Annotated in this window: 22 protein-coding genes; 20 read left to right on the plus strand and 2 right to left on the minus strand. The window is 64.2% G+C overall.

Annotated features, from left to right (window positions below; genetic code table 11):
• Positions 1-42: 42 nt before the first annotated feature.
• Entirely contained in the window at positions 43-1296 is a 1254-nt protein-coding gene (locus DXK50_RS01165) for an HD-GYP domain-containing protein (RefSeq protein WP_212629085.1), read from the plus strand.
• A 104-nt stretch (positions 1297-1400) separates the two neighbouring features.
• Here DXK50_RS01165 and DXK50_RS01170 read toward each other — a convergent pair whose 3' ends face one another.
• Positions 1401-2255: a 23S rRNA (adenine(2030)-N(6))-methyltransferase RlmJ gene (locus DXK50_RS01170; RefSeq protein ID WP_161864644.1), complete on the minus strand. Its 855-nt coding sequence runs from the start codon at positions 2253-2255 to the stop codon at positions 1401-1403.
• 116 nt (positions 2256-2371) lie between these two features.
• On the opposite strand from DXK50_RS01170, the gene DXK50_RS01175 reads away from it, so the two are divergent.
• The 9 genes from DXK50_RS01175 (at position 2372) to DXK50_RS01215 (ending at position 16302) form a co-directional block, all read left to right on the plus strand.
• Positions 2372-3421, plus strand: coding sequence for an NAD(P)H-dependent flavin oxidoreductase (locus tag DXK50_RS01175; protein ID WP_212629086.1), 1050 nt, complete (start codon positions 2372-2374; stop codon positions 3419-3421).
• A 119-nt stretch (positions 3422-3540) separates the two neighbouring features.
• Positions 3541-5346, plus strand: a complete 1806-nt coding sequence (locus DXK50_RS01180) for an acyl-CoA dehydrogenase (protein ID WP_212629087.1) — start codon at positions 3541-3543, stop codon at positions 5344-5346.
• A 200-nt stretch (positions 5347-5546) separates the two neighbouring features.
• A complete protein-coding gene (locus DXK50_RS01185; RefSeq protein WP_212629542.1) occupies positions 5547-7292 on the plus strand; it encodes a potassium/proton antiporter in 1746 nt (581 codons plus the stop codon).
• Positions 7293-7417: 125 nt separating this feature from the next.
• Positions 7418-10768 carry a mechanosensitive channel MscK gene (gene mscK, locus DXK50_RS01190; protein WP_212629088.1) on the plus strand — a complete coding sequence of 1117 codons (3351 nt, stop codon included), beginning with the start codon at positions 7418-7420 and terminating at the stop codon, positions 10766-10768.
• A gap of 18 nt (positions 10769-10786) precedes the next feature.
• The gene (gene selO / locus DXK50_RS01195; RefSeq protein ID WP_212629089.1) at positions 10787-12250 is read left to right on the plus strand and encodes a protein adenylyltransferase SelO; all 1464 of its coding nucleotides are present in this window, start codon (positions 10787-10789) and stop codon (positions 12248-12250) included.
• A 239-nt stretch (positions 12251-12489) separates the two neighbouring features.
• On the plus strand, positions 12490-14280 hold the full coding sequence (locus DXK50_RS01200) for an SLC13 family permease (protein ID WP_161864638.1): 1791 nt from the start codon (positions 12490-12492) through the stop codon (positions 14278-14280).
• Between the two features lie 59 nt (positions 14281-14339).
• Positions 14340-14774 carry a thioredoxin TrxC gene (gene trxC / locus DXK50_RS01205; RefSeq protein ID WP_212629090.1) on the plus strand — a complete coding sequence of 145 codons (435 nt, stop codon included), beginning with the start codon at positions 14340-14342 and terminating at the stop codon, positions 14772-14774.
• A 163-nt stretch (positions 14775-14937) separates the two neighbouring features.
• Positions 14938-15381 (plus strand): YiiD C-terminal domain-containing protein, encoded by a 444-nt coding sequence (locus DXK50_RS01210; RefSeq protein WP_212629091.1) that lies wholly within the window; start codon positions 14938-14940, stop codon positions 15379-15381.
• Positions 15382-15504: 123 nt separating this feature from the next.
• Positions 15505-16302: a universal stress protein gene (locus tag DXK50_RS01215; protein WP_212629092.1), complete on the plus strand. Its 798-nt coding sequence runs from the start codon at positions 15505-15507 to the stop codon at positions 16300-16302.
• Positions 16303-16348: 46 nt separating this feature from the next.
• On the opposite strand, the gene DXK50_RS01220 is transcribed toward DXK50_RS01215, so the two are convergent.
• Positions 16349-17119: a ParA family protein gene (locus tag DXK50_RS01220; protein ID WP_161864634.1), complete on the minus strand. Its 771-nt coding sequence runs from the start codon at positions 17117-17119 to the stop codon at positions 16349-16351.
• Positions 17120-17371: 252 nt separating this feature from the next.
• Here DXK50_RS01220 and DXK50_RS01225 point away from each other — a divergent pair, with 252 nt between their 5' ends.
• Genes DXK50_RS01225 through DXK50_RS01270 form a run of 10 tightly spaced genes read left to right on the plus strand, consistent with a single transcriptional unit; the run spans position 17372 to position 25362 of the window.
• Positions 17372-18088 (plus strand): beta-ketoacyl synthase chain length factor, encoded by a 717-nt coding sequence (locus DXK50_RS01225; RefSeq protein ID WP_212629093.1) that lies wholly within the window; start codon positions 17372-17374, stop codon positions 18086-18088.
• Positions 18061-18870, plus strand: a complete 810-nt coding sequence (locus DXK50_RS01230; protein WP_024306677.1) for a lysophospholipid acyltransferase family protein — start codon at positions 18061-18063, stop codon at positions 18868-18870. Before DXK50_RS01225 ends, DXK50_RS01230 begins: the two co-directional genes overlap by 28 nt.
• Positions 18851-19108 (plus strand): phosphopantetheine-binding protein, encoded by a 258-nt coding sequence (locus DXK50_RS01235; RefSeq protein WP_212629094.1) that lies wholly within the window; start codon positions 18851-18853, stop codon positions 19106-19108. Before DXK50_RS01230 ends, DXK50_RS01235 begins: the two co-directional genes overlap by 20 nt.
• Positions 19109-19120: 12 nt before the next feature.
• Positions 19121-19387: an acyl carrier protein gene (locus DXK50_RS01240; RefSeq protein WP_024306675.1), complete on the plus strand. Its 267-nt coding sequence runs from the start codon at positions 19121-19123 to the stop codon at positions 19385-19387.
• A gap of 4 nt (positions 19388-19391) precedes the next feature.
• Entirely contained in the window at positions 19392-19937 is a 546-nt protein-coding gene (locus DXK50_RS01245) for a COG4648 family protein (RefSeq protein WP_212629095.1), read from the plus strand.
• Positions 19934-21739: an acyl-CoA synthetase family protein gene (locus tag DXK50_RS01250; protein ID WP_212629096.1), complete on the plus strand. Its 1806-nt coding sequence runs from the start codon at positions 19934-19936 to the stop codon at positions 21737-21739. The genes DXK50_RS01245 and DXK50_RS01250 overlap by 4 nt, the downstream gene beginning before the upstream one ends.
• A complete protein-coding gene (locus DXK50_RS01255) occupies positions 21732-22478 on the plus strand; it encodes a glycosyltransferase family 2 protein (RefSeq protein WP_212629097.1) in 747 nt (248 codons plus the stop codon). The genes DXK50_RS01250 and DXK50_RS01255 overlap by 8 nt, the downstream gene beginning before the upstream one ends.
• On the plus strand, positions 22475-23422 hold the full coding sequence (locus DXK50_RS01260; RefSeq protein ID WP_212629098.1) for an LpxL/LpxP family acyltransferase: 948 nt from the start codon (positions 22475-22477) through the stop codon (positions 23420-23422). Before DXK50_RS01255 ends, DXK50_RS01260 begins: the two co-directional genes overlap by 4 nt.
• Positions 23403-24944: an HAL/PAL/TAL family ammonia-lyase gene (locus tag DXK50_RS01265; protein WP_212629099.1), complete on the plus strand. Its 1542-nt coding sequence runs from the start codon at positions 23403-23405 to the stop codon at positions 24942-24944. The genes DXK50_RS01260 and DXK50_RS01265 overlap by 20 nt, the downstream gene beginning before the upstream one ends.
• Positions 24937-25362: an acyl-CoA thioesterase gene (locus DXK50_RS01270; protein ID WP_212629100.1), complete on the plus strand. Its 426-nt coding sequence runs from the start codon at positions 24937-24939 to the stop codon at positions 25360-25362. Before DXK50_RS01265 ends, DXK50_RS01270 begins: the two co-directional genes overlap by 8 nt.
• The last annotated feature ends 4 nt before the right edge of the window (positions 25363-25366 follow it).

Raw genomic sequence — 25366 nt, forward strand, 5'->3', positions numbered from 1 at the left:
ACTAGAATTCGGGGCAATCAGCCATCATTGGACGAGCCCGGCATGTCTGCCACTGCGCCCTACATCACGCCTGATCAGCTATGCGTCGGCCTCTACGTCCAACTCGACCTGAGCTGGTGGGAGCACGATTTCGCCTTCAGCAACTTCAAGATCAAGGATGAGGCGCAGATTCGCGCCCTGCGCGCCCTGAACCTCAAGCAGCTGCGTTATGACCCGGCGCGTAGCGATTGCCCGCCTCTGGCGCTCGCCGAAGACGCACCGGCGCCCGCCCTCACCGAACTGCCCTTCGATCCGCAAGCACAGGAGCGTCAGGCGCGCGCGCAGAAACTGCGCCAGCTGCGCAGCCGCCTGGCCGATGTAGACCGCCGCTTCCTCGAAGCCAGCCAGCGCATCAAGGCTCTTAACCAGACCCTGCGCAGCCGCCCGGAAGACGCGATGCGCCAGGCCGGCGCCATTGTCGGCGAGATGGTCGAGACGCTGCTCGGCGCCCCGGGTGTGGTGCTGCACAGCATTACCGGCAAGGCCGCCGAGGACAGCTACTTTCACGCACTCAACGTCACCGTGCTGTCCCTGCTGCTCGGGCGCCAGCTCGGGCTCGACAGTGAGGCCTGTCATAGCCTCGGCCTCGGCGCGCTGCTGCACGATATCGGCAAGCTGGAAGTGCCAAGCAGGGTGCTGCTCAAGCCCGAGCCCCTGACGCGCCCGGAGCAGCAACTGCTGCAGATGCACACCGAGTTCGGCGTGCGCATGGGGCAGAAGCTGATGCTCGATGACGAGGTGCTGCGCATCATCCATGAGCACCACGAACACTGTGACGGCAGCGGCTACCCGCGTGGCCTGCGCGAAGCCGCTATCGGCCGCCTGAGCCGCCTTGTGGCAATCACCAACCACTTCGACGGCCTGTGCAACCCGCTCGACCCGCGCCAGGCGCTGAGCCCGCACGAGGCCCTGGCGCTGATGTTCAAGCAGCAGCGCGAGCACTTCGACGAGGTGGCATTGAAGGCCTTCATCCGGGTCATGGGCATCTACCCGCCGGGCAGCCTGGTGCAGCTGGAGGACGAGCGCTATGCGCTGGTGCTGGGCATGAACCCGAGTCAGGCGCTCAAGCCCACGCTGATTGTCTACGACGCCGAGGTCGCCAAGGAGGAAGCCCTGATCCTCGACCTCGTGCAGGAGCCGAAACTGGCTATCGCCCGCAGCCTGCGTCCTTCGCAGCTACCGCTGGAGGTGCTGGAATACCTCAGCCCGAGGCGCAACCTGAGCTATCACATCGAGCCCAATCACAAGCCTGCTTGACCCCCTTGTAGCCCGGATGCAATCCGGGGATCGGGGGCCACGGCTCCCGGATTGCATCCGGGCTACGCGCTGCAGGCAAGAGCAGTGTGCGGCTCGCTTGCAGCTTATGGCTTGCCGCTTGCGGCTTCTTCTATCAGCCAATCCAAACGCCAGCCACCCTGGCTCTGCCCGAGCGCGTCGGCCAGCCAGGGCAGCAGTTGCTTGAGCTCGTCTTCCAACCCCCAAGGTGGGTTGCTGATCACCAGGCCGGAACCGCTCAGGCGCGTGGCGTCGTCCGGGGCATGCACATAAAGTTCGGCCCGCAGCAGCTTCGGTGCGGCACTTTTTTGCAAATCGCGGTAGAAGCGCGCCAGCTGGCGCTCGTCCTTGATCGGATACCAGATCGCCACGATGGCCTGACGCATGCGCCCATGTGCCTCATTCAGCGCTTCGACGCAGCGCTGCAGCTCGTCGGTCTTTTCGAAAGGCGGGTCGATCAGCAGCAGCACGCGCTTCTCGCGGGTCGGCATCAGCGCCCGCGGCACCAGCCAGCCCTCGCCCAGGTGCACGGCAACGCGACGGTCGCCGCGCATGTTGTCCTTGAGCAGGCGGCCGTCCTCGGGGTGTTTCTCGTTGAGCTGCAGACGATCCTGCTCACGGCTGAGCAGGCGCGCCAGCTCCGGCGAACCGGGGTAGTAACGCAGCTCGCCATCCGGGTTCATCGCCCGCACCACCTCCAGATAGGCTTCCACCGCATCCGGCAGCTGCGTGGCCTGCCAGAGGCGGCCGATGCCTTCCAGGTACTCGCCGGTGCGGCTGGCCGCATCGCCCTGCAGATCGTAGAGGCCGAGGCCGGCGTGGCTGTCCAGATAGGCGAACGGCGCCTCTTTTTTCGACAGCAGGGCGAGCAGGCGGGTCAGTACCAGATGCTTGAGCACGTCGGCGTGATTGCCGGCATGGAAGGCGTGGCGGTAGTTCATGTGCGAGTCCTCGAATCAGGCGCGCAGTTTAACAGGCCGGCGCCTGGCATTGCGGCTTGCCCCTTCGCACCTTTACGGCCTAGGCTGCGCATCTCCCTGGATAGCGAGAACCCGCCATGTCTCTGCAACTGCTCGGTAGCGAACTGCCCCTGATCCAGGCGCCGATGGCCGGCTCGCAGGATCACCGTCTGGCTGCTGCCGTATGCGAAGCTGGCGGCCTTGGCTCGATTCCCTGCGCCATGCTCACACCCGCCGCCCTGCGCCAGGCGCTGCAGGCGATGCGCGAGCTCACCGATCGGCCGTTCAACCTCAACTTCTTCAGCCACGTACCGCCGCAACCGGATGCAGAGCGCGAGGCAGGATGGCGCGAAGCACTGGCGCCCTACTATGCCGAGCTGAGTGTGGACCCGGAGAGCATTGCCGGCGGGCCCGGGCGCCTGCCGTTCAACGACGAGGCCGCCGCACTGGTAGAAGAATTTCGCCCGGCGGTGGTCAGCTTCCATTTCGGCCTGCCGCAGCCGGACCTGCTGGAGCGAGTCCGGCGCAGCGGCGCGAAGATTCTCTCCAGCGCCACCACGCTGGACGAGGCGCTCTGGCTGCAGGAACGCGGCGTCGATGCGGTGATCGCTCAGGGGCTGGAAGCCGGCGGCCATCGCGGACATTTTCTCGATCACGACCTGAGCCGCCAGCTCGGCACCTTCGCCCTGCTGCCGCAGCTGGTCGATGCACTGTCGGTGCCGGTGATCGCCGCCGGCGGCATCGGCGATGCCCGCGGGGTGGCCGCCGCCATGGCCCTCGGCGCTGCCGGGGTGCAGGTCGGCAGCGCCTACCTGCTGTGCCCCGAGGCCGCTACCGGCGCCATTCACCGCGCTGCCCTGCAGAGCCCGGCGGCACACCATACGGCGCTGACCAACCTGTTCAGCGGCCGCCCCGCGCGCGGCATCGTCAACCGTCTGATGCGTGAGCTGGGGCCGATCAGCGCGCATGCGCCAGAGTTCCCCCTGGCCACCGCGGCCATCGCGCCGCTGCGCGCGGCGGCCGAGGCCCAGGGCAGCGGCGACTTCTCGCCGCTGTGGGCCGGGCAGAACGTCGCCAACTGCCGGCAAATGCCGGCGGCCGAGCTGACCCGCGAGCTGGCGCGGGGTTTCGAAGCACATCGCGGCTGAAGCCGCTCCTGCGGTCCAGGGCTGACAGGTGGTGTGGTGATTTATCACCATGACTGATGATGCTGGGCAGCCGGGCGACCGCCTGCCTAGACTCGGTCGATCATCTGGAGGCCCGTTCCATGTCCGAGACCCTGCTCAGCTCCCGCAACCTGGCGTTCGAACTCTATGAAGTACTCGACGCCGAAGCCCTGACCCAGCGCCTACGCTTCGCCGACCACAACCGCGAAACCTTCGACGCGGCGATCGGCACCGCACGCGGCATCGCCGAGGAACTGTTCGCCCCGCACAACCGCAAGAACGACGAACACGAACCGCAGTACGTCGACGGCGGCGCGGTGCTGATCCCCGAGGTCGAGCCGGCGCTGCGCGCCTTCCACGAGGCGGGCTTCCTCAACGCCACCCGCGATTTCGAGCACGGCGGCATGCAGTTGCCCAACCTGCTGTCGCAGGCCTGCTTCGCCCATTTCCAGTCGGCCAATATCGCCACCAGCTCCTACTCGATGCTGACCATGGGCGTGGCCAATCTGATCGAGGCCTTCGGCAGCGAGGAGCAGAAGGCCCGCTACCTGCAGCCGATCATCGATGGCCGTTTCTTCGGCACCATGGCGCTGACCGAGCCGCATGCCGGCTCCTCGCTGTCGGACATCAGAACCCGCGCCGAGCCGCATGCCGACGGCAGCTACCGCATCAAGGGCAACAAGATCTTCATCTCCGGCGGCGACCAGCCGATTTCCGAGAACATTGTGCACATGGTCCTGGCCAAGCTGCCGGACGCACCGCCCGGGGTAAAGGGCATCAGCCTGTTCCTGGTGCCCAAGTTCCACGTCAATGAAGATGGCAGCCTGGGCGCACGCAACGACGTGACCCTGGCCGGCCTGTTTCACAAGATGGGCTGGCGCGGCACCACCTCCACGGCGCTGAATTTCGGCGACAACGGCGAGTGCGTCGGCTATCTGGTGGGCAAGCCGCACGCCGGCCTTTCCTACATGTTCCAGATGATGAACGAGGCGCGCATCGGCGTCGGCATGGGCGCGATCATGCTCGGCTATGCCGGCTATCTGTACTCGCTGGACTACGCGCGCAATCGCCCACAAGGGCGCCAGCCGGACGGCAAGGACCCGACCAGCCCGCAGATTTCCATCGTCGAGCACGCCGACGTGCGGCGCATGCTGCTGACGCAGAAGGCCTATGTCGAAGGCGCCTTCGACCTCGGCCTGTATGCTGCCCGGCTGTTCGACGACACCCAGACCCTGGAAACCGCCGAAGATCGCACCCGCGCGCTGGAGCTGCTCGATCTGCTCACGCCCATCGTCAAGTCCTGGCCCTCGGAGTTCTGCCTCAAGGCCAACGAGCTGGCCATCCAGATTCTCGGCGGCCACGGCTATACCCGCGAATACCCGGTGGAACAGTACTACCGCGACAACCGCCTCAACCCGATCCACGAGGGTACTCACGGCATCCAGTCGCTCGACCTGCTCGGGCGCAAGGTGTCGATGAACGGCGGCGCCGCGCTCAAGCAGCTGCTCAAGCTGATCAACGACTGCTGCCAGCGCGCCAGCGAGTACGAATCGCTCACTGCCCTGCGTCAGCCGCTCGAACAATTGCTGGCGCGCCTGCAGGCTGTAACCCTGGCCCTGCTCGGCGACCTGATGAGCGGCAAGGTCAACCAGGGCCTGGCCAACTCGGCGCTGTACCTGAAAGTGTTCGGCCACACCGTGATCGGCTGGCGCTGGCTGGAACAGGCCATTCGCGCCGAGCAGGGCCTGGCCCGCACGGACAATGCCGAAGAACAGGCCTTCTACCGCGGCAAGCTGCAGGCCGCGCGTTACTTCCTGATCTGGGAAGTGCCGGGCTGCCACCACGACCTGGCCATCCTCGAAGCGCGCGACGATACCTGCCTGGGCATGCAGGACACCTGGTTCTGAGGAGCGGCCTCAGGCTGCAAGCTGCAAGCTGCAAGCCTGAGGCCTGAAGCCTGAAGCCTGAAGCCTGAAGCCTGAAGCCTGAAGCCTGAAGCCTGCAAAATGTAATAACCTTTTTGACAGCGGTACGAAGGCTACGGTTAGAATCCCTGGCACGCGCCATGCATAGGCGCCCCATGTTTGTCAGCCAGGAGTACACGCAGTTGGATGCCAGCGCCATCAACAATCTGTTCTTGATCGGCGCCTTTCTGGTAGCGGCCAGCATTCTGGTCAGCGCGTTCGGCACGCGTTTCGGCATCCCCATCCTGGTGATCTTCCTTGCGGTCGGCATGCTGGCCGGTACCGACGGCCCCGGCGGTATCGTCTTCAACAACTATCCCCTGGCCTACCTGGTCGGCAACCTGGCGTTGGCGGTGATCCTGCTCGACGGTGGCATGCGCACACGGGTTTCCAGCTTCCGTGTGGCCCTGTGGCCATCCTTGTCATTGGCGACGGTCGGGGTGGTGATAACGGCGGGTTTGACCGGCCTTGCCGCTGCCTGGCTATTCAACCTGACGCTGCTCGAGGGCTTGCTGATCGGCGCCATCGTCGGTTCCACCGATGCTGCGGCGGTATTCTCCCTGCTGGGCGGACGCGGCCTCAACGAGCGGGTCAGCTCCACGCTGGAAATCGAGTCCGGTAGCAACGACCCGATGGCGGTGTTCCTCACCGTGACCCTGATCGCCATGCTCGCCAGCGGCCAGACCGGTTTCAGCTGGGACCTGCCGATCCAGCTGGTGCAGCAGTTTGGCCTCGGCGCTCTGCTCGGCCTGGGGGGCGGCTGGCTGCTGCTGAAACTGATCAATCGCATGGAGCTGGCTACCGGTCTGTATCCGCTACTGGTGGTCAGCGGCGGCCTGATCATCTTCGCCATCACCACCGCCGTGGGCGGCAGTGGCATCCTCGCCATCTACCTGTGCGGCCTGCTGCTGGGTAACCGGCCGATCCGTTCGCGTCACGGCATTCTGCACATGCTCGACGGGCTCACCTGGCTGGCGCAGATCGGCATGTTCCTGGTTCTCGGTCTGCTGGTCACGCCGCACGAGCTGCTGCCCATCGCCCTGCCGGCGCTGGCCCTGGCGCTGTGGATGATTCTCTTCGCGCGGCCATTGTCGATCGCTCTTGGTCTGCTGCCGTTTCGTGCCTTCCACGACCGCGAGCGGATCTTCATCGCCTGGGTCGGCCTGCGTGGCGCGGTGCCGATCATTCTCGCAGTATTCCCGCTGATGGCCGGCCTGCCCAATGCGCAGCTGTTCTTCAACGTCGCCTTCTTCATCGTGATCATCTCCCTGCTGCTGCAGGGCACCAGCCTGCCGCTGGCGGCCAAGCTGATGCGCGTCACCGTACCGCCGGAGCCGGCACCCGTGTCACGCGCCGGCCTGGAGGTGCACCCGACCAGCCAGTGGGAACTGTTCGTCTACCGCCTGGGCGCAGAAAAATGGTGCATTGGCGCCGCGCTACGCGAGCTGAACATGCCGGATGGCACCCGTATTGCCGCACTCTTCCGTGGCCGAGAACTGCTTCACCCTTCGGGCAGCACGCGCCTGCAAGCCGGTGACCTGCTCTGCGTGATCGGTCACGAACATGACCTGTCGGCACTCGGCAAGCTGTTCAGCCAGGCGCCCACCCGAGGCCAGGACCTGCGCTTCTTCGGTGATTTCGTGCTGGAAGGCGACGCCGAGCTGAGCGCCGTTGCTGCGCTCTACGGCCTGAAGCTCGACGAAACGGAAGGCAATCAACCGCTGGGCCGTTTCATCGCCCACGAAATCGGTGGCGAGCCGGTGGTCGGCGACCAGGTGGAGTGGCAGGGTCTGACCTGGACGGTCGCGGCCATGGAAGGGAACAAGGTGCGCAAAGTCGGCGTCAGATTCCCCGAGGGCACACGTCCGGGCCCAGGGCTGCACTTTTAGCAGACGAGCGAAACACCCCGCTGGGACTCTGCTAGCATCAGCATCGCGCGGGCCAACAGGCCCGCGCCTTCGTTGTATCGCGGGTAATGTCAATCGCAACCGTCCACTCAGTAGATCAATCGACCATGCATCTGTCGCGCCTTTCCCTAGCAGCCGTTCTGTTCGCCTTGTGTCTCGGCATCCCGCAGGTGTTCGCCCAGGAGCCACCGACCAGCGAAAGCGTGCAGCAGAGCCTGGACGGCCTGGCCGACCGCAAGCTGCCGGAGGCCGAACAACTGGCGCTCAAGCAGACGCTCGAGCAGACCCTGCGCATGCTGCAGGACCGTCAGAACGCCGAGCAGCGCCTCAACGATCTGCGCAAACAGCTGGACAATGCCCCGCGCCTGATCAGCGAGGCCCAGCGCGAGCTGGACCGACTCAAATCCAGCCCCGAACCCCAGACGTCCACGCGCCATGCACGCACCCCGCTCGCCCAGCTCGAGCAGTTGCTCAACGAACGCTCCAGTCAGATCAGCGAATGGAACAAGGCGATCATCGAGGCCAACAGCCTGGTGATCACCGCACAGACCCGCCCGGAACGTGCCCAGGCAGAGATCAGCCAGAATCAGGCGCGCAGCCAACTGATCAACGACGCACTCAAGAGTGGCCGCTTCGAAGGCAAGGCGCTGACCCAGGAGCGCCGCAATCAGCTCAATGCGGAGCTGTCGCTACTCGCCGCGCAAACCCAGCTGCGCCGCCAGGAGTTGTCCGGCAACAGCCTGCTGCAGGACCTCGGCAGCGCTCAGCGCGCCCTGCTCGAAGAACGCATCAATCGCGCCGAGCAGGAGCGCCAGGCCCTGCAAGGCCTGATCAACGAACGACGCCGCGCCGAATCCGAGCAAACCGTCGCCGAGCAGTCACGCGAGGCCGAGCGCGCCAGCTCCGACCGTCTGCTGGCCAGGGAGAGCTCGCTCAATCTTAAGCTTTCCGACTATCTGCTGCGTGCCACGGAGCGCCTGAATGCCCTGACCGAGCAGAACCTGCAGACCCGCCAGCAACTGGACAACCTCAACCAGGCCAACCAGGCGCTGGACGAGCAGATCCGCGTGCTGCAGGGCAGCCTCCTGCTGTCGAGAATTCTCTACCAACAGAAGCAGGCGTTGCCCAAGCTGAAGCTCGATGACGGCTCGCTGGCCAATGAGATCGCCGACATTCGCCTCTATCAGTTCGAGCTGAACAAGCAGCGCGAAGAGATCAGTGATCCCGCCCGCTATGTGGAAAACCTGCTGAGCGGCCAACCCAGCGAGGAAGTCACCCCGGAACTGCGCAACGCGCTACGCGAGCAGCTCACCACCCGACGCGAACTGCACGATCGCCTGAACCGCTCGTTGAATGCACTGCTCAACGAGTCGATCACCCTCCAGCTCAACCAGAAGGAACTGGAAAGCACGGCCAGCAGCCTGCGCGCCACCATCGACGAGCAGATGTTCTGGATTCCCAGCAACAAGCCGCTGGATCTCGACTGGCTGAAGTCGGCGCCACGTCACTTCCAGCAGCAACTGGCCGACATGCCATGGGGCATGGCCATCAGCGAACTGGGCGCGGGCCTGATCGAACGTCCGCTGGTATTCCTGCCGCTGATCCTGCTCTGCGCGCTGATCCTATGGCGCCGCCAGTACCTGTTCGACAAGCTCAGTGCACTGCATGGCGATATCGGCCATTACAAGCATGACAGCCAGCTGCACACGCCAATGGCACTGGGTCTCAACGTCATACTGGCGTTGCCGGTCACGCTGTTCCTGGCGCTGTGCGGTTATGCCCTGCTGCACGACGCGCGCGGGCAGAACCTCTATCTGGGCGCTGCGCTCTACGAGATGGCGGAAGCCTGGCTGGTGTTCTACACCCTGCACCGCATTCTTTCGCCGGATGGCGTGGCCATCCTGCATTTTCATTGGCCGCCGGCCAACGTCACCTTCTTCCGCCAGCATTTGCGTCGTCTGGGGCTGGTGGTGATGGCCCTGGTGGCCGTGGTGAGCATCGCCGAGCACCAGCCGGCGAGCCTTGCAGGCGACGTGATCGGCATCGCCGTGGTGATTACCTGCTACGCCCTGATGGCCTGGCTGCTGTTCCACCTGCTGTTCAACGCGCCATTGCGCGAGAACGCTTCGGGACTGCGCACCGCCCTCGGCGTGCTGTTCAACCTGCTGCCACTGGCGCTGATCGGCGCGGTCGCCTTCGGCTACTACTACACCGCGCTCAAGCTCACCGACCGACTGATCGATACCCTGTATCTGCTGATCATCCTGCTGATCGTCGAGGCCACTCTGGTGCGCGGTCTGAGCGTTGCGGCACGGCGCCTGGCATACCAGCGCGCCCTGGCCAAACGCCAGGCACAGAGCAAGGAAAGCCTGGACGGCGAAGCACCGGTGGAAGAGCCGACCCTGGATATCGAGCAGGTCAACCAGCAGTCTCTGCGCCTGATCCGCCTAGCCCTGCTCGGCGGTTTCCTGGTCTGCCTGTACGCGGTCTGGGCCGATCTGATCGGCGTGTTCACCTACCTCGATACCATCAACCTCTACGAATACAGCAGTGGCACCGGGGACAACGCGGCCCTGGTCCCCATCAGCCTGATGGACGTGATCGGCGCGCTGATCATCGTCGCCATCACGGTGGCGCTGGCGCGCAACCTGCCGGGCCTGCTCGAAGTGCTGGTGCTGTCGCGCATGCGCCTGGCACAGGGCAGCGCCTACGCCACCACGACCCTGCTGTCCTATGCATTGGTCGCTATCGGCATCGTCAGCACGCTGTCCACCCTTGGCGTAAGCTGGGACAAATTGCAGTGGCTGGTGGCGGCGCTGTCGGTCGGCCTGGGTTTCGGCCTGCAGGAGATCTTCGCCAACTTCATTTCCGGCCTGATCATCCTGTTCGAGCGCCCGGTGCGCATCGGTGACGTGGTCACTATCGGAAATTTGTCCGGCACGGTGAGCAAGATCCGTATCCGCGCCACCACCATCACCGATTTCGACCACAAGGAAATCATCGTTCCGAACAAGACCTTCATCACCGGTCAGTTGATCAACTGGTCGCTGACCGACACGGTCACCCGCGTCACCCTCAAGGTGGGTGTCGGTTATGGTTCGGATCTGGACCTGGTGCGCAAGCTGCTGCTGCAGGCCGCGCAGGAAAACCCGCGGGTGCTCAAGGAGCCGGCGCCCATCGTCTACTTCCTCAACTTCGGCGAGAGCACGCTCGACCACGAACTGCGCATCCACGTGCGCGACCTCGGCGACCGCAACCCAGCGACCGACGAGATCAACCGTTTCATCGACCGTGAGTTCCCGAAAAACGGCATCAACATCGCCTTCCGCCAGGTCGAGGTGTACGTGAAAAATCTGGAGCATGGTGAAAAGAAACTCGACCAGAAAGACCTGGCGAAAATCGCAGCGGCAGGTGCCGCTGGCGTGCAAGGTACGCCACCGCCGCCCATCGCGCCCTGACCTGCAGAGGAGCCACAGGTGAAAAGCCTCGACCAGCTGACCTTCGACAACCGCTTCGCCCGCCTCGGCGACGCCTTCTCCACCGAGATTTTGCCTGAGCCCATCGAGCAGCCGCGTCTGGTGGTGGTCAGCGAGTCGGCCATGGCCCTGCTCGATCTGCAGCCTGCCGAAGCACAACGCAGCGAGTTCGCCGAGCTGTTCGCCGGACACAAGCTGTGGGAACAGGCAGAGCCGCGCGCGATGGTCTACTCCGGGCACCAGTTCGGTGGCTACACGCCGCGCCTGGGCGACGGTCGCGGCCTGCTGCTGGGCGAAGTGCTCAACGAGACTGGCGAGCACTGGGACCTGCACCTCAAAGGCGCCGGCATGACGCCCTACTCGCGCATGGGCGATGGCCGTGCGGTGCTACGTAGTTCGATCCGCGAGTTCCTCGCCAGCGAACACCTGCATGCCCTCGGCATACCCAGTTCACGCGCACTGTGCGTCACCGGCTCGGACACCCCGGTTTGGCGCGAGAAGAAGGAAAGCGCGGCGATGGTGCTGCGCCTGGCGCAGAGCCACGTGCGCTTCGGCCACTTCGAATACTTCTACTACACCCGCCAGCACGAGCAGCTGAAAACCCTCGGCGAACACGTCATGGCCTGCCATTTCCCGGCCTGCCTGGAGCAGGACGAGCCTTGGCTGGCGCTGCTGCGCGAGGTGATCGAGCGCACCGCCGCGATGATCGCCTACTGGCAGGCCTACGGCTTCTGTCATGGGGTGATGAACACCGACAACATGTCGATCCTTGGTATCACCTTCGACTACGGCCCCTACGCCTTCCTCGACGACTTCGACGCCAATCACATCTGCAATCACTCCGACGACACTGGCCGCTACAGCTTCAGCAACCAGGTGCCCATCGCCCACTGGAACCTGGCCGCCCTGGCTCAGGCCATGACCCCATTCGCGTCCGTGGAGAAACTGCGCGAGGCGCTGGATCTGTTCCTGCCGCTGTACCAGGCGCACTACCTCGATCTGATGCGCAAACGCCTGGGTTTCACCAGTGCCCAGGACGACGACGAAGCGCTGATCCAGCGCCTGCTGCAACTGATGCAGCAGGGCAAGGCTACCGACTACACGCTGTTCTTCCGCCACCTTGGCCAGCAGGCGCCTGCCGAAGCGCTGAAAGTCGTGCGTGACGACTTCGTGGATCTGGCCGGCTTCGATGCCTGGGGCAAGGACTACCTGGCGCGCTGCCAGTTGGAAGGCGGGGAACAAAATGAACGCCAGGCGCGCATGGACGCGGTCAACCCCAGGTACATCCTGCGCAACTACCTGGCGCAGCAGGCCATCGAAGCGGCCGAGTCCGGTGACTATGGCCCGGTGCGCGAACTGCACGCGGTATTGTCCCGCCCATTCGATGAGCAGCCGGGCAAGGAGCGCTACGCCGAGCGCCCACCGGAGTGGGGCAAGCATCTGGAGATCAGTTGTTCGTCCTGAGGTGCTGCTCGGTGGCACTACTTATCTGTTAAACCGAAAAGGCATATCAATCTACCCAAACATTCTTAGACTATCTAAGAGAACCCCTCTATCTTGGCGCCCAGCCAGGCCGCCCAGTGCGTGCCCGATACCTCACACGAGATTCGACGCAAAAGAACCTGCCTGCCGCCCCGCCAGCTGAGAGCTACTGCCCAACAGTCAGGCGTCTTGCGGGTCAGAGGCCGGTTCTAAGGATTTTCATGTTCTGGGATTCCCTGCCCCTCTTTTTCGTCGGCGCCCTGCTGATCTGGGTGCTCTATGCCTTCGTCCGCGAGAAATGGAGCCCGGATATCGTCGCGGCCATCGCCGTGGCGGCCCTGCTGGTCAGCCAGTTACTGACGCCGGGCGAAGTGCTCAGCGTGCTGTCGAACTCGGCGCCTGTGACCATCGCCTGCATGTTCGTGCTCTCTGCGGCGCTGGAACGCACCGGCTGTATCGACGCCCTCGGCAACTGGCTGGGCGATCTGGTCGGCACCAGCCCAATCCGCGTCCTTACCGGCCTTACCGTCACCGCGCTGGTGGTGTCCGCCTGCCTGAACAATACCCCCGTCGTCGCCATCCTCACCCCGGTGGCCATCGCCCTGGCGCGCCGTGCCGGCACCCTGCCGTCCAAACTGCTGATTCCGCTGTCCTATGCCACCATTCTCGGCGGCACCCTGACCATGATCGGCACCTCGACCAACATTCTGGTCGATGGCGTGGCACGCAAGGCCGGCATGACACCCTTTGGCATCTTCGAGATCACCGGCGTCGGCCTGGTCATGGCTGCCTTCGGTATGCTCTATCTGCTGACCATCGGCCGTCACCTGCTGCCCGAACGCGAGACTCTGTCACGCCAACTGCGCCCGGACCTGTCGCGTACCTTCATGACCGAACTGCTGGTGCCGCACGACTCGCCGATGATCGGCAAGACCCTGCACGAGGCCAACCTCAACGGGGGTAGCGGCCTGCAGGTGCTCAAACTGTTCCGTGACGAGCAGGAACTGACCGAACCCGGCGCCGACACCCTGCTGGCCAGCGGCGACCGGCTGGTGCTGCACGGCCAGGTCAAGGATGTGGTGGAACTGCGCGAAAGCGGCCATCTGAGCTTCAACCGTGGCGACGCCTTCGAAACCATCAGCAGCCATGACGTGATCCTCGCCGAGGCCATCGTCGGACGTAACTCGCGCTACAGCCACCGCCCCATGCGCGACCTCGACCTTACCGCGCGCTATGGCATCGCCGTGCTCGCCGTGCACCGCCAGGACGAGAACGTGCAAGGCAACCTCGACGAGTTCGAGCTGCAGTTCGGTGACGTGATGCTGGTCGAAGGTACACCGGCGCAAATCAAGCGTTTCGCCGATAACGGCGAGCTGATCAGCCTAAACGCTGTGCAGGAGCGCGCCTTCCGCCGCGACAAGGCGCCGATCGCGATCAGCGCCACGCTGGCAGTGATGCTGCTGGCGGCTTTCGGCGTGATGCCAATCGAAGGCCTGGCGATCATCGGCGCGGTGACGGTGCTGGCGACCCGCTGCCTGGACGTGGAAGATGCCTACAAGGCGGTGGACTGGAAGATCCTCAGCCTGATCTTCGGCATGCTGGCCATCAGCATCGCCATGGACAAGGTCGGCCTGGTCAAACTGCTGGTGGAGAACGTCATGGGCTGGCTGCCCTGGGCCGGGCCGCTGCTGATGCTGAGCTTCATCTACCTGTTCACCTCGATCCTCACCGAGATGCTGTCGAACAACGCGGTGGCGGTGCTGGTGACGCCTATCGCCATCGGTATGGCTCAGCATCTGGGCGTCGATCCGCGCGCCTTCGTGGTCGCGGTGATGTTCGCTGCCAGCGCCAGCTTTGCCACCCCCATCGGCTACCAGACCAACACCTTCGTCTATAACGCCGGTGGCTATCGCTTCACCGACTTCATGAAGGTCGGCATTCCGCTGAACCTGCTGCTGTGGGGCGTGGCAACGCTGGTCATTCCCTGGTTCTTCCCGCTGACGCCGGTGTGACTTGATATGAGGCGGCGGCGACTCCATCTGTGGAGCTTGTCCCACGGAGTTTCGCCGTCATGTCCGATACCCTCCTGATCCCCTGCCCGCACTGCAACGGGCTCAACCGCATTCCTGCCGAGCGCCTGCGCGATGCTCCACGCTGCGGTCGCTGCAAGGCCGAGGTGCTGCCTGCGGCCCCCATCACCCTCACGCAAGGCAACTTCGCCAGCCAGCTCAAGGGCGATCTGCCGCTGCTGGTGGACGTCTGGGCCAGCTGGTGTGGTCCTTGCCAAGCCTTCGCACCGACCTTCCAGCAGGCCGCCGCACAGCTGCAAGGCCGCTGCCGCCTGGGTAAGCTGGACAGCGAAGGCAACCCCAGCCTGGCCGGGCAACTAGGCATTCGCTCCATCCCCAGCCTGATCCTGTTCAAGGGCGGCGTCGAAGTGGCGCGCCAGAGCGGCGCCATGCCACTGCCGCAACTTCAGGCCTGGCTGCGCCAGCAGGGTATCTAGCGCGCAGTAGCCCGGACGCAACCCGGGGTGGCCGACATGCAATTTCCCGGATTGCATCCGGGCTACGCCTGAGCGCTTCGGTCAGTTACCACGGGCGCTGCGGTCAATTGCAGCGCACGGAGCAAGCCTTAGTCTGGCGGGACGCCGCACAAGGAGCTACGTCATGCCGCTGCCCACGGAAATTGCCCGCCAACTTACCGAAGAACAGATCGCCTTCGTCAAACGCAGCGGCCTCAAGGCCGAGGTGCTGGAGCCCGGTTTCGTACGCCTGCGCATGCCCCTGCAAGGCAACCAGAACCATATCGGCAGCATGTATGCAGGCGCGCTCTTCACCCTCGCGGAAATTCCGGGCGGCGCGCTGTTTCTGACCAGCTTCGACGCCCGTCGCTTCTACCCCGTCGTCAAGGAAATGAACTTGCGCTTTCGTCGTCCGGCCATGGGCGACATCCTGGTGGAGGCGCGCCTGTCGGCAGAGCAGATCGCTCAGCTCGAAGAGCAGGCGAGCCGAGAGGGCAAGGCCGACTATCTGCTGGAGTTACAACTGACCGACGGCAACGGCGAAGTGGTCGCGGAAAGTCGCGGCCTTTACCAATTGCGTTTACGCTGAACGGCGTCGCTAGCGGATTCGCAATCAGTAACAGTCCCCGACCTTGCCACAGGTCAAAAGAGCGGCTATCTGAACAGGCACAATAAAATTGCCGACGGGCATCGGCAGGAGAGAGCCGCCACCATGTTCAATCACATCCTCATCGCTCATGACCTGCGCGACACCGCCGACATGGCGCTATGCCGCGCCACTCAACTGGCCCAGCAGCACAACGCCCGCCTGACCATCCTGCATGTTCTGGATCCGAGCCAGAGCAGCGACCAACACGAAAAGGCGCGCCAGGCGCTGGATCGCAGCCTGACCCAATACGCGCCGCCCGGCACCGAACTACGCATGCTCAGCGGCAAGCCTTCGGAGGTGGTACTGCAACAGGTGCAGGACAGTGGCTGCGACCTGCTGGTGGTCGGTGGGCATCAGAAACGCCACGACTTCTTTTCCGGCACCAGCCTCGACCGCATCGCCCGTCGCTGCACCGTGCCACTGCTGCTGGTGGCGCGTAACGACTTCCAGCCTTACAAGCGCGCGCTGGCTGCAATCGACTTTTCCCTGTGTGCCTGCAGCGCCCTGGGGCAGGCCTATCTCCTGCTGCCAGAAGATGCCGAGCTTCATGCCTTGCACGTGTTCGAACCGGACAAGGGCACACCGCAGCAGGTGGAACAACAGCTGCAGACCCAGCAGGGCCTGATCGATCAGTTATTGCATGACGAGGCGCAAAAGCTTCCGGCTGGCGGCCCCAAGCTGAGCCATGAAGTACTGCAGGGCGGCATCCTGCGCAGCCTGCAAGAGCAAATCAAGACGCGCCGTGGCGAACTGCTGGTGTTGGGCAGCCATGGCCGCAGCGCGTTCTCTCAGGCGCTGCTGGGCAGTCTCGCGCAGCATTTCCTGCACAAGGCGCCCTGCGACGTGTTCGTGGTGCGCTAGAAGCAGCGGTTTACGAAAAAGGCGCCTCCAGGCGCCTTCTTCATTCTCAACTGGCGTTGAGCAGATCGTGCAGTTCGACAAACTGCTGCGTCAGCTTGTGTCGCGTATCCAGATAGATCAACGGTGTGCAGACCTGGTGCGACTCACGCATCTTCACCGAACTCATGAGGTTTACAGGCAACACCGGCAGCCCCTCGGCGATCAGCTCATCCAGCAGCTGCTGTGGCAACGCCGCTCGCGGCTGGAACTGATTGACCACGATGCCCTCCACCTCCAGCGCGTCGTTGTGATCGTCCTTGAGCTCTTCGATCTCGGCCAACAGCCCGTATAGCGCATTGCGCGAAAAGCTGTCGCAGTCGAAGGGAATCAGCACACGGTCCGCCGCGATCAACGCGGATACCGTATAGAAATTCAGTGCTGGCGGTGTATCCAGGTAGATGTGGTCGTAATCCTCGGCCAGCTCGTCGAGCAATTTCCGCAGTTTGTTGATCTTGTGCTTCTGCTCAAGCTTGGGTTGCAGCTCGGCCAGCTCGGCCGTTGCGGTGACCACATGCAGATTGTCGAAGGGCGTCTCATAGATATCGACCTTGCCTTTTTTGGAAAATGGCCCGGACGAGAGCGTCTGCTTGAAGAAGTCGGCGATGCCCATCGGGATTTCCTCGCCGGTCAGCCCCGTGAGGTAATGGGTCGAGTTGGCCTGAGCGTCGAGGTCGATCAACAACGTGCGATAACCCTGCGCCGCACTCACCGCCGCGAGATTGCAGGCGATACTGGACTTGCCTACGCCGCCCTTCTGGTTGAACACCACACGTCGCATCGCTGCTCTCCCTGTTCTGGAATGTTCCGAATTCTATGCAAAGCCCATGACAGACACGAGAAGCAGACCACATTGCCATCATCCGCCTATCAGAAGAAGCTGCACAACATTTGCACAGTTCTGTGCGCATCTAGATAATGCCCGACCGAACAGATACCGGCACTATGCCATGGACGCGGACTGAGCTCTTTTCGTTCAGGCGTATCTTCGTGCCGAACAGAAGTATGCCCGGAGTGGCGAAAGCCTCGTGCTATGAATTTCCAGATCGAAGGACTGCGCGCCTGGGCCCCCGGCCTGGAGTCAGAGGATGACTGGCGTGCCTGGTGCAGCGCCCCTGTGGTCGTGCCCGACGACCAGCAGCAGCCGGACGTCAGTTTTCTACCCGCCATGCAACGTCGCCGCCTCAGCCGGTTGGCACGAATGCTTTTCCATGTCGCCTGGCCTCTCGCTGAAGGACGAGGCCCGCTCCCTCTAGTGTTCGCATCGCGTCACGGCGAAACCCCCCGCACGCTTGCCATTCTTAACGAACTGGCGAAAGGTGAACCACTGTCGCCCACCCAGTTCAGTTTATCCGTGCACAACGCGATCATTGGCCTGTGGTCGATCCTGCGCGAGGACAGCAGCGAAATGACCGCCATGGCAGCGACAGGAGACGGTCTGGAGCATGCCATGGTCGAGGCTGGCGGGCTACTCGCCGAGGGTGTCCCCGGCGTCTTGTTGGTCGTCGCAGAAGAATCGCCGCCCAGCCTCTATCGACCCTATATAGATGACGTACCTTTTTCCTACGCGGTGGCTCTGCTGCTGAAACCCGGCAAAACCTGGACCTTGAGCCTCGCGCCCGCCGAATCCGGCTTATCCGCCGCATGGCCACATCCCTTGAACCTGTTGCGCGCCTACCATGGCGGGCAGCGAACGCTGATTCACTACTGGAAAGACCGTCAATGGACCTGGTCACGCAACGAGGACTGAGTACCTACAGCCCGCCGTATGCCTGGAGGCTCATTGCGACGGCACTGAGTTTCGCCCTGTTCGGCATAGGCGGCGTACTGCTGCGCGTGTTGGTTTTTCCGGTACTCGGCCTGCTCCCTGGCGACCTGCTGCAGCGCCGCACTCGCGCGCGCGCAGTGGTCAGCTGGACCTTCCGTGTGTTCGTGCAGTTCATGTTCCGCACGGGTGTACTCACGTATGAGGTGGAGGGTGCAGAGCGCCTGGGGCGTCCTGGGCAGATGGTGATCGCCAATCACCCCTCGCTGATCGACGTGGTCGTGCTGATCGCCTTCATCCGCGACGCCAACTGCGTGGTCAAGCAGAGCCTGTGGGAAAACCCCTGCATGCGTGGGCCGATTCGCGCCGCTCAGTACATCAGCAACAGCGGCAGCATGGACATGCTCGACGAGGCAGCAGGCGCCCTGCAAAGCGGCGAAACCCTGATCATCTTCCCCGAGGGCACCCGCACGGTGCCCGGCACCAACCCGGAGTTTCACCGCGGCGCCGCAGCGATTGCGGTGCGCGGCGCCAAGGTGGTCACCCCCGTTGTCATCAGCGTGACGCCCACGACCCTGACCAAGGCCGAGCCCTGGTACAGCATCCCGTCGCGTCGTTTTCATTTTCGCTTGCGGGTCGGGGAGGATATCGACCCGCGGCAATTCACCGAGCAGGCCCCATTGCCGATTGCCTCGCGCAAGCTCAACGACCATCTGCATCAACACTTTATGAAGGAGCTCGCCTTAGATGAGCGATCTGCAACGTGAAATCAAGAACCTGATCATCGATGCCCTTGGCCTCGAGGACATGAGCGCCGACGATATCGGCACTGAACAGACTCTTTTTGGCGAAGGCCTGGGCCTGGACTCGGTAGACGCTCTGGAGCTGGGGCTGGCGATCCAGAAACGCTTCGGCATCAAGATCGACGCCGAAGCCAAGGATACTCGCAAGCACTTCGCCAATGTCGCGAGCCTGGCTGCGTTCGTTTCCGCCCAAACCGCTTGAGGATTACTCCAGATGCAAAGCCGCGAAGAAATCTTCGTCACCCTGCGCAGCGCCCTGGTAGAGCTGTTCGAGCTGGATGAAGAGCGTGTGACCCTGGAAGCCAGCCTGTATGAAGATCTGGAGATCGACAGCATCGATGCAGTCGACCTGATTGACCACATCAAACGACAAACAGGCCGCAAGCTCGCCGCCGAAGAATTCAAGAGCGTACGTAGCGTGGGCGACGTGGTCGAGGCCGTGTACCGCCTGATCAACGAAGCGCCTCAGGCGCAAGCCTGACCCCATGGCTCGCCTGTTTGGCCTGCTGCTGCTGATAGCCGGCGTACTCTATCCCTTCGCCGTCTACTACGGCATGGAGCACTGGTCACCCCGCCTGTTCGCTGCCCTGCTGGGCGGACTATGGCTCGCCCGTGCGCTAACGGCGCGCCGTCGCCCAGGCGGCCTGTGGCTGGCCGCGGCTGCCCTGGTGTTCTGCCTGGTACTCGGCATGGCGGACGAACCGGCGCTGTTGCGCTGGTATCCGGTACTGCTCAACGTCATGCTGCTGGCACTGTTCGGTCTCAGCCTGAAGTTCGGCCCGCCGCTGGTCGAGCGCATGGCGCGCCTGCGCGAGCCCGAATTGCCGGAAATCGCGGTGCGCTATACCCGCAAGGTCACTCAGGTCTGGGCACTGTTCTTTCTCGGCAACACCTTCCTGTTGATGGCTCTCGCGGCCTGGGCTCCGCTCTCCTGGTGGACGCTTTACACCGGATTGATCTCTTACGGCCTGATTGGCCTGATGTTCGCTGGCGAATGGCTGATCCGTCAGCAAGTAAGGAAACACGAATGACCTGGCTGCCCCTCACCGACCTGCTGCTGGAGGCTCACCCGGAGCGCCTGGTCGCCCTGGAACCGAACCTTCACCAGCCTGAGCTGCGCCACCGCGCCTTGTCTCTGGCGGCGGCCCTGCAGGCGCGCGGAGCTCAGCGCGTAGCGCTGTATCTGGAAGATGCCGGTGAACTGGCCGTCGCGCTGCTCGGTGCCTGGCGCGCCGGTGTGCAGGTACTGCTGCCGGCCGATGCCCAGGCGCAAACGCGACAGCGTCTGGCCACGCAGGTCGACCTGTGGCTGGACAGCCTTGACCAATTCGAGGCCGCCACCGCGCTGCCTGGCGCTCGCCTGCAGCTCGACGCCTGCCGCCTGACCCTGTGTACCTCAGGCTCCAGCGGCGAACCCAAGCTGATCGACAAGAGCCTGACGCAGCTGGCCAATGAGGTCGAGGCTCTGGAACAACTCTGGGGCGCCAATCTGGGTGCGGCGACCATACTCGGCAGCGTGGCCTGCCAACATATCTACGGCCTGCTGTTCCGCCTGCTCTGGCCCTTGTGTGCCGGTCGCCCTCTGTATCGTAGAGCCCTGCCTTTTCCCGAAGACCTGCAACAGGCGAGCCTGGCTATCGCCAGGGGCAGTGCATGCGTAGCGAGCGAAGAGGATGCAAGGCGAGAAGAGGCGAGGCCGTGGAGTTTACAGGCGGTAAATGAGCAGGCCGAGCCGCTTCTCAACGCGGCAGCATCGAGCGCAGTAGCTTGCGCCGCCCCTGGCTTCGCCTGGGTCGCCAGCCCGGCCCTGCTCAAGCGCATGGGCGACAACCTCGACTGGCCAGCGCTGAGCCGGGTCAAACAGGTCTTTTCCTCCGGCGGTGCCCTGCCGGCAGAAGCAGCTCAGGCCCTGCACGAACGCCTGGGTCAGTGGCCAACGGAAATCTACGGCAGCTCGGAAACCGGCGGTATCGGCTGGCGCCAGGGCGACACGGCCTGGCAGCCATTCCGCGGGGTCGAATTGAGCCTCGATGAAACCGGCGCCCTGCGCATCGTCTCGCCATACCTGCCGGCAGGGCATATCGAACAGAGCGCGGATGCCGCCGAGATCAGCGCTGACGGCCGTTTCGTCCTGCGTGGGCGCCTCGACCGCATCGTCAAGCTGGAAGAAAAACGCATTTCCCTGCCCATGCTCGAACAAGCGCTGATCAGCCATGACTGGGTCGCCGACGCCCGTCTCGGTGTCGTTCAGGAAGGCCGCGCCTTCCTCGGCGCCGTGCTGGCTCTCAGCCCGAGCGGCGTATACGCACTGCGCAACCAGGGCCGCCGCACCCTGACCGAGACCCTGCGCCGGCACCTGGCCGATCATTGCGAGGCCATTGCCCTGCCGCGTCGCTGGCGCCTGTTGCTGGAACTGCCCTACAGCAGCCAGGGCAAACTGCCGCAAAGCCAGATCGACAGTCTACTGACTGCCCCGCGGCCGACGCGGGTAGAGCCCGTGAGCGCTGAAGAGCGCGACGGCGAATGGCACCTGCAGCTGCAGGTACCGCTGGACCTTGCCCATTTCACCGGCCACTTCCCGCAAACCCCGGTGCTGCCTGGCGTGGTGCAGGTGGACTGGGCCCAGCAGCTGGCCCGTGACCTGATCGCCCAGCTGCCACCTCGCTTCGCCGGCATGGAAGTGCTCAAGTTCCAGCAACTGGTACGCCCCGGCGACACCCTGCAGCTGACCCTGCGTTTCGATGCCGAACGCGGCAAGCTCTACTTCGCTTACCACAATGGCGATGTGCCCTGCTCCTCCGGTCGAATTCTGCTGGAGCCGTCCCATGGCTGAGTCAGGCTTCAAGCCCTGCGCGGTGATCCCGGTTTACAACCACGAGCGGCCATTGCCCGGCGTGGTCAGCGAACTGCAGCGTGCCGGGCTGCCCTGCGTGCTGGTAGACGACGGCTCCAGCGCCTCCTGCGCGGCAGTCATGGACCAACTGGCGCAACAGGCGGACGTTCATCTACTGCGCCTGCCTAGCAACCTGGGCAAGGGCGGGGCGGTGATGGCCGGCCTGCGCGAAGCGGCGCGCCTCGGTTACAGCCATGCCCTGCAGGTCGATGCCGACGGCCAGCACGACCTGAGCAGGATCGACGATTTCCTCGACACCGCTCGAACGCATCCGGAAGCGATGGTATGCGGTTACCCGCAATACGATACGAGCGTGCCCAGATCGCGCCTTTATGCCCGCTACCTGACCCATGTATGGGTGTGGATCAACTGCCTGTCGCTGCAGGTACGCGACTCGATGTGCGGCTTTCGCGTCTATCCGCTGCCCGCCACCCTGGCGCTGCTCGACCGCGTGAAACTCGGTCGGCGCATGGATTTCGATACCGAGATCCTAGTGCGCATGGCCTGGCGCGAACAGCCGATGCACTGGTTGCCGACTCGCGTACATTACCCGGCCGATGGCCTCTCGCACTTTCGCCTGTGGCACGACAATCTGCTGATTTCAGCCATGCATGCCCGCCTCTTCTTCGGCATGCTGCTGCGCGCGCCACGCATTCTCTGGCGCAGGCTGGTCGCATGAGCACTGCCGAGCATAACGATCACTGGGCGCGGCAGAAGGAGCGCGGCAGTTTTCTGCTGATGCGTTTCACCGTCGCGGCCGCGCGCCTGCTTGGCCGCCGCCCACTGGTGCCGCTGCTGTATCTGATCGTCCTGTATTTCTACACCTTCGGCCGCAGCGCACGCACCAGCATCCATGAGTATCAACACAACCTGGCAGCCTGGAGCGCACGTCCCGACTTGCGCCCCAGCCGGAGATCGGTGCTGCGTCAGTTCTTCGCCTTCGCCGACAGCCTGCTGGACAAGGTCGATGTGTGGAATGGCCGCCTGGCGCTGCAGGAACTGCAGCTGGTCGACCCCGACAACCTTCGTGAACGACTGCACGGCGACAGCCGTGGCCGACTTCTGGTAGGCGCGCACCTGGGCAATCTGGAAGTGTGCCGGGCCTTGGCCGAGCTGGGCGAAAAGGTGCGCATGAACGTGCTGGTGCACACCAAGCATGCCGAGCGCTTCAACCGGCTGCTGGGCGAGTCCGGCGCCAGCCACCTGCGCCTGATCCAGGTCAGCGAACTGGACCCGGCGATCATGCTGCAACTCGCCGAACGCCTGGAACGCGGTGAATGGCTGGCCATCGCCGGTGATCGCGTGCCCCTGCACGGCGGGCGCCGCGTGGTGGTCGACTTCCTCGGTTTGCCGGCCGCTTTCCCCCAGGGCCCCTGGTTGCTGGCCGGCCTGCTGCAGTGCCAGGTCGACCTGATTCACTGCCTGAAGATCGACGGCCGCTACCAGGTGCGCCTGGAGCACTTCGCCGACGCGGTGACCTGGAAGCGCAGCGAGCGCGATCAGGTGATCCGCGACTGGACACAACGCTATGCGCAACGCCTGGGCGAACACTGCCTGGACGCCCCACAACAATGGTTCAACTTCTACCCATTCTGGAAGCGAGATGACGACATACCAGCCTGAGCCGGTGATCTTCGGCGAGCGCGCCCTGACCATCGAGAACATCGTAGCCCTGTCGCAGCGCCAGGCTCGCGCCCAGTTGCAGGACGATGCGGCCTACCGGGAAAAGATCGCCAAGGGCGCACGCTTTCTCGACACCCTGCTGGACAAGGAAGGCGTGATCTACGGCGTCACCACCGGCTATGGCGACTCCTGCGTGGTGGCGGTGCCGCTGCACCAGGTCGAGGCCCTGCCCCAGCACTTGTTCACCTTCCATGGTTGCGGTCTGGGCAAGCTGCTAGACGCACCCAGCACTCGTGCCGTGCTCGCCGCCCGCTTGCAGTCGCTGTGCCACGGTGTGTCCGGGGTAAGGGTGGAGCTGCTGGAGCGTATCCAGGCGTTCATCGATCACGACGTGCTGCCACTGATCCCGGAAGAAGGGTCGGTCGGTGCCAGCGGCGATCTCACCCCGCTGTCCTACGTCGCCGCCACCCTCAGCGGTGAGCGCGAGGTGCTGTACAAGGGCGAACGACGCAGTGCGGCGGATGTGCATCGCGAACAGGGCTGGACGCCGCTGACCCTGCGTCCGAAGGAGGCCCTGGCGCTGATGAACGGCACCGCGGTGATGACCGCCCTGGCCTGCCTGGCCTACGCCCGCGCCGATTACCTGCTGAAGCTGGCCACGCGCATCACCGCGCTCAACGTGTTCGCCCTGGAAGGCAACCCAGAGCATTTCGACGAGCGCCTGTTCGCCGCCAAGCCTCATCCTGGCCAGACTCAGGTCGCCGCCTGGATTCGCCAGGACTTGGCCGTCGAGGCGCCGCTGCCGCCGCTGCACCGCCTGCAGGACCGCTACTCGATCCGTTGCGCGCCGCACGTGCTCGGGGTGCTGGCCGACAGCCTGGGCCTGCTGCGTCAGTTCATCGAGACCGAACTCAACAGCGCCAACGACAACCCGTTGTTCGACGCCGAGACCGAACGCACCCTGCACGGCGGACATTTCTATGGCGGGCATATCGCCTTCGCCATGGACAGCCTGAAGAATCTGGTGGGCAACGTCGCCGACCTGCTCGACCGCCAGCTCGCCCTGCTGGTCGACACCCGTTACAACCATGGCCTGCCGAGCAATCTGTCCGGCGCACCAGCGGAAACGGCGATGATCAACCATGGCTTCAAGGCCGTGCAGATCGGCGCCAGCGCCTGGACCGCCGAAGCGCTGAAGAACACCATGCCGGCCAGCGTGTTCTCGCGCTCCACCGAATGCCACAACCAGGACAAGGTGAGCATGGGCACCATCGCCGCACGCGATGCGCTGCGCAGCCTGGAGCTGACCGAGCAGGTGGCCGCCGCCACCTTGCTGGCCGCCAACCAGGGCGTCTGGCTGCGCGAGCGCGCCGGCAAGCGCGACATCCCGGCGCCGCTGGCGGCGATGCGCGAGCAACTGGCCAGCGACTTCCCGCCGGTGATCGAAGACCGCGCCCTGGAAGGCGAGCTGCGCCTGTGCCTGGAACGTATCCGTGCCCAGCACTGGAGGCTGTATGCGTAGCAAGGGCGTACTGCAGACGGAAATCGAGCTGCAGGTGCAGTTCTATGACGTCGACATGATGGAGATCGTCTGGCATGGCCACTACGTCAAATACTTCGAGCAGGCGCGCTGTGCGTTGCTCGACAAGCTCGACCACAACTACCGGCAGATGCGCGACTCCGGCTACGCCTGGCCGGTGATCGACCTGCAGGTTCGCTACGTGCGCGGCGCGCAGTTCGGTCAGCGCATCATCGTGCGCGCCGACCTGGTCGAATGGGAGAGCCGCCTGAAGATCAACTACCTGATCAGCGACGCCGAGACGGGCGAGCGCATGACTCGCGGCAGCACCGTGCAAGTGGCCGTGGAAATCGCCACGCGGGAAATGCAGTTCGCCTCGCCACAGGTCTTCATCGATGCCGTGCAGAGGGCCATCGCGTGAAACG

It is taken from the genome of Pseudomonas sp. KB-10 (assembly GCF_018221585.1).
Lineage (GTDB): Bacteria > Pseudomonadota > Gammaproteobacteria > Pseudomonadales > Pseudomonadaceae > Aquipseudomonas > Aquipseudomonas yangonensis.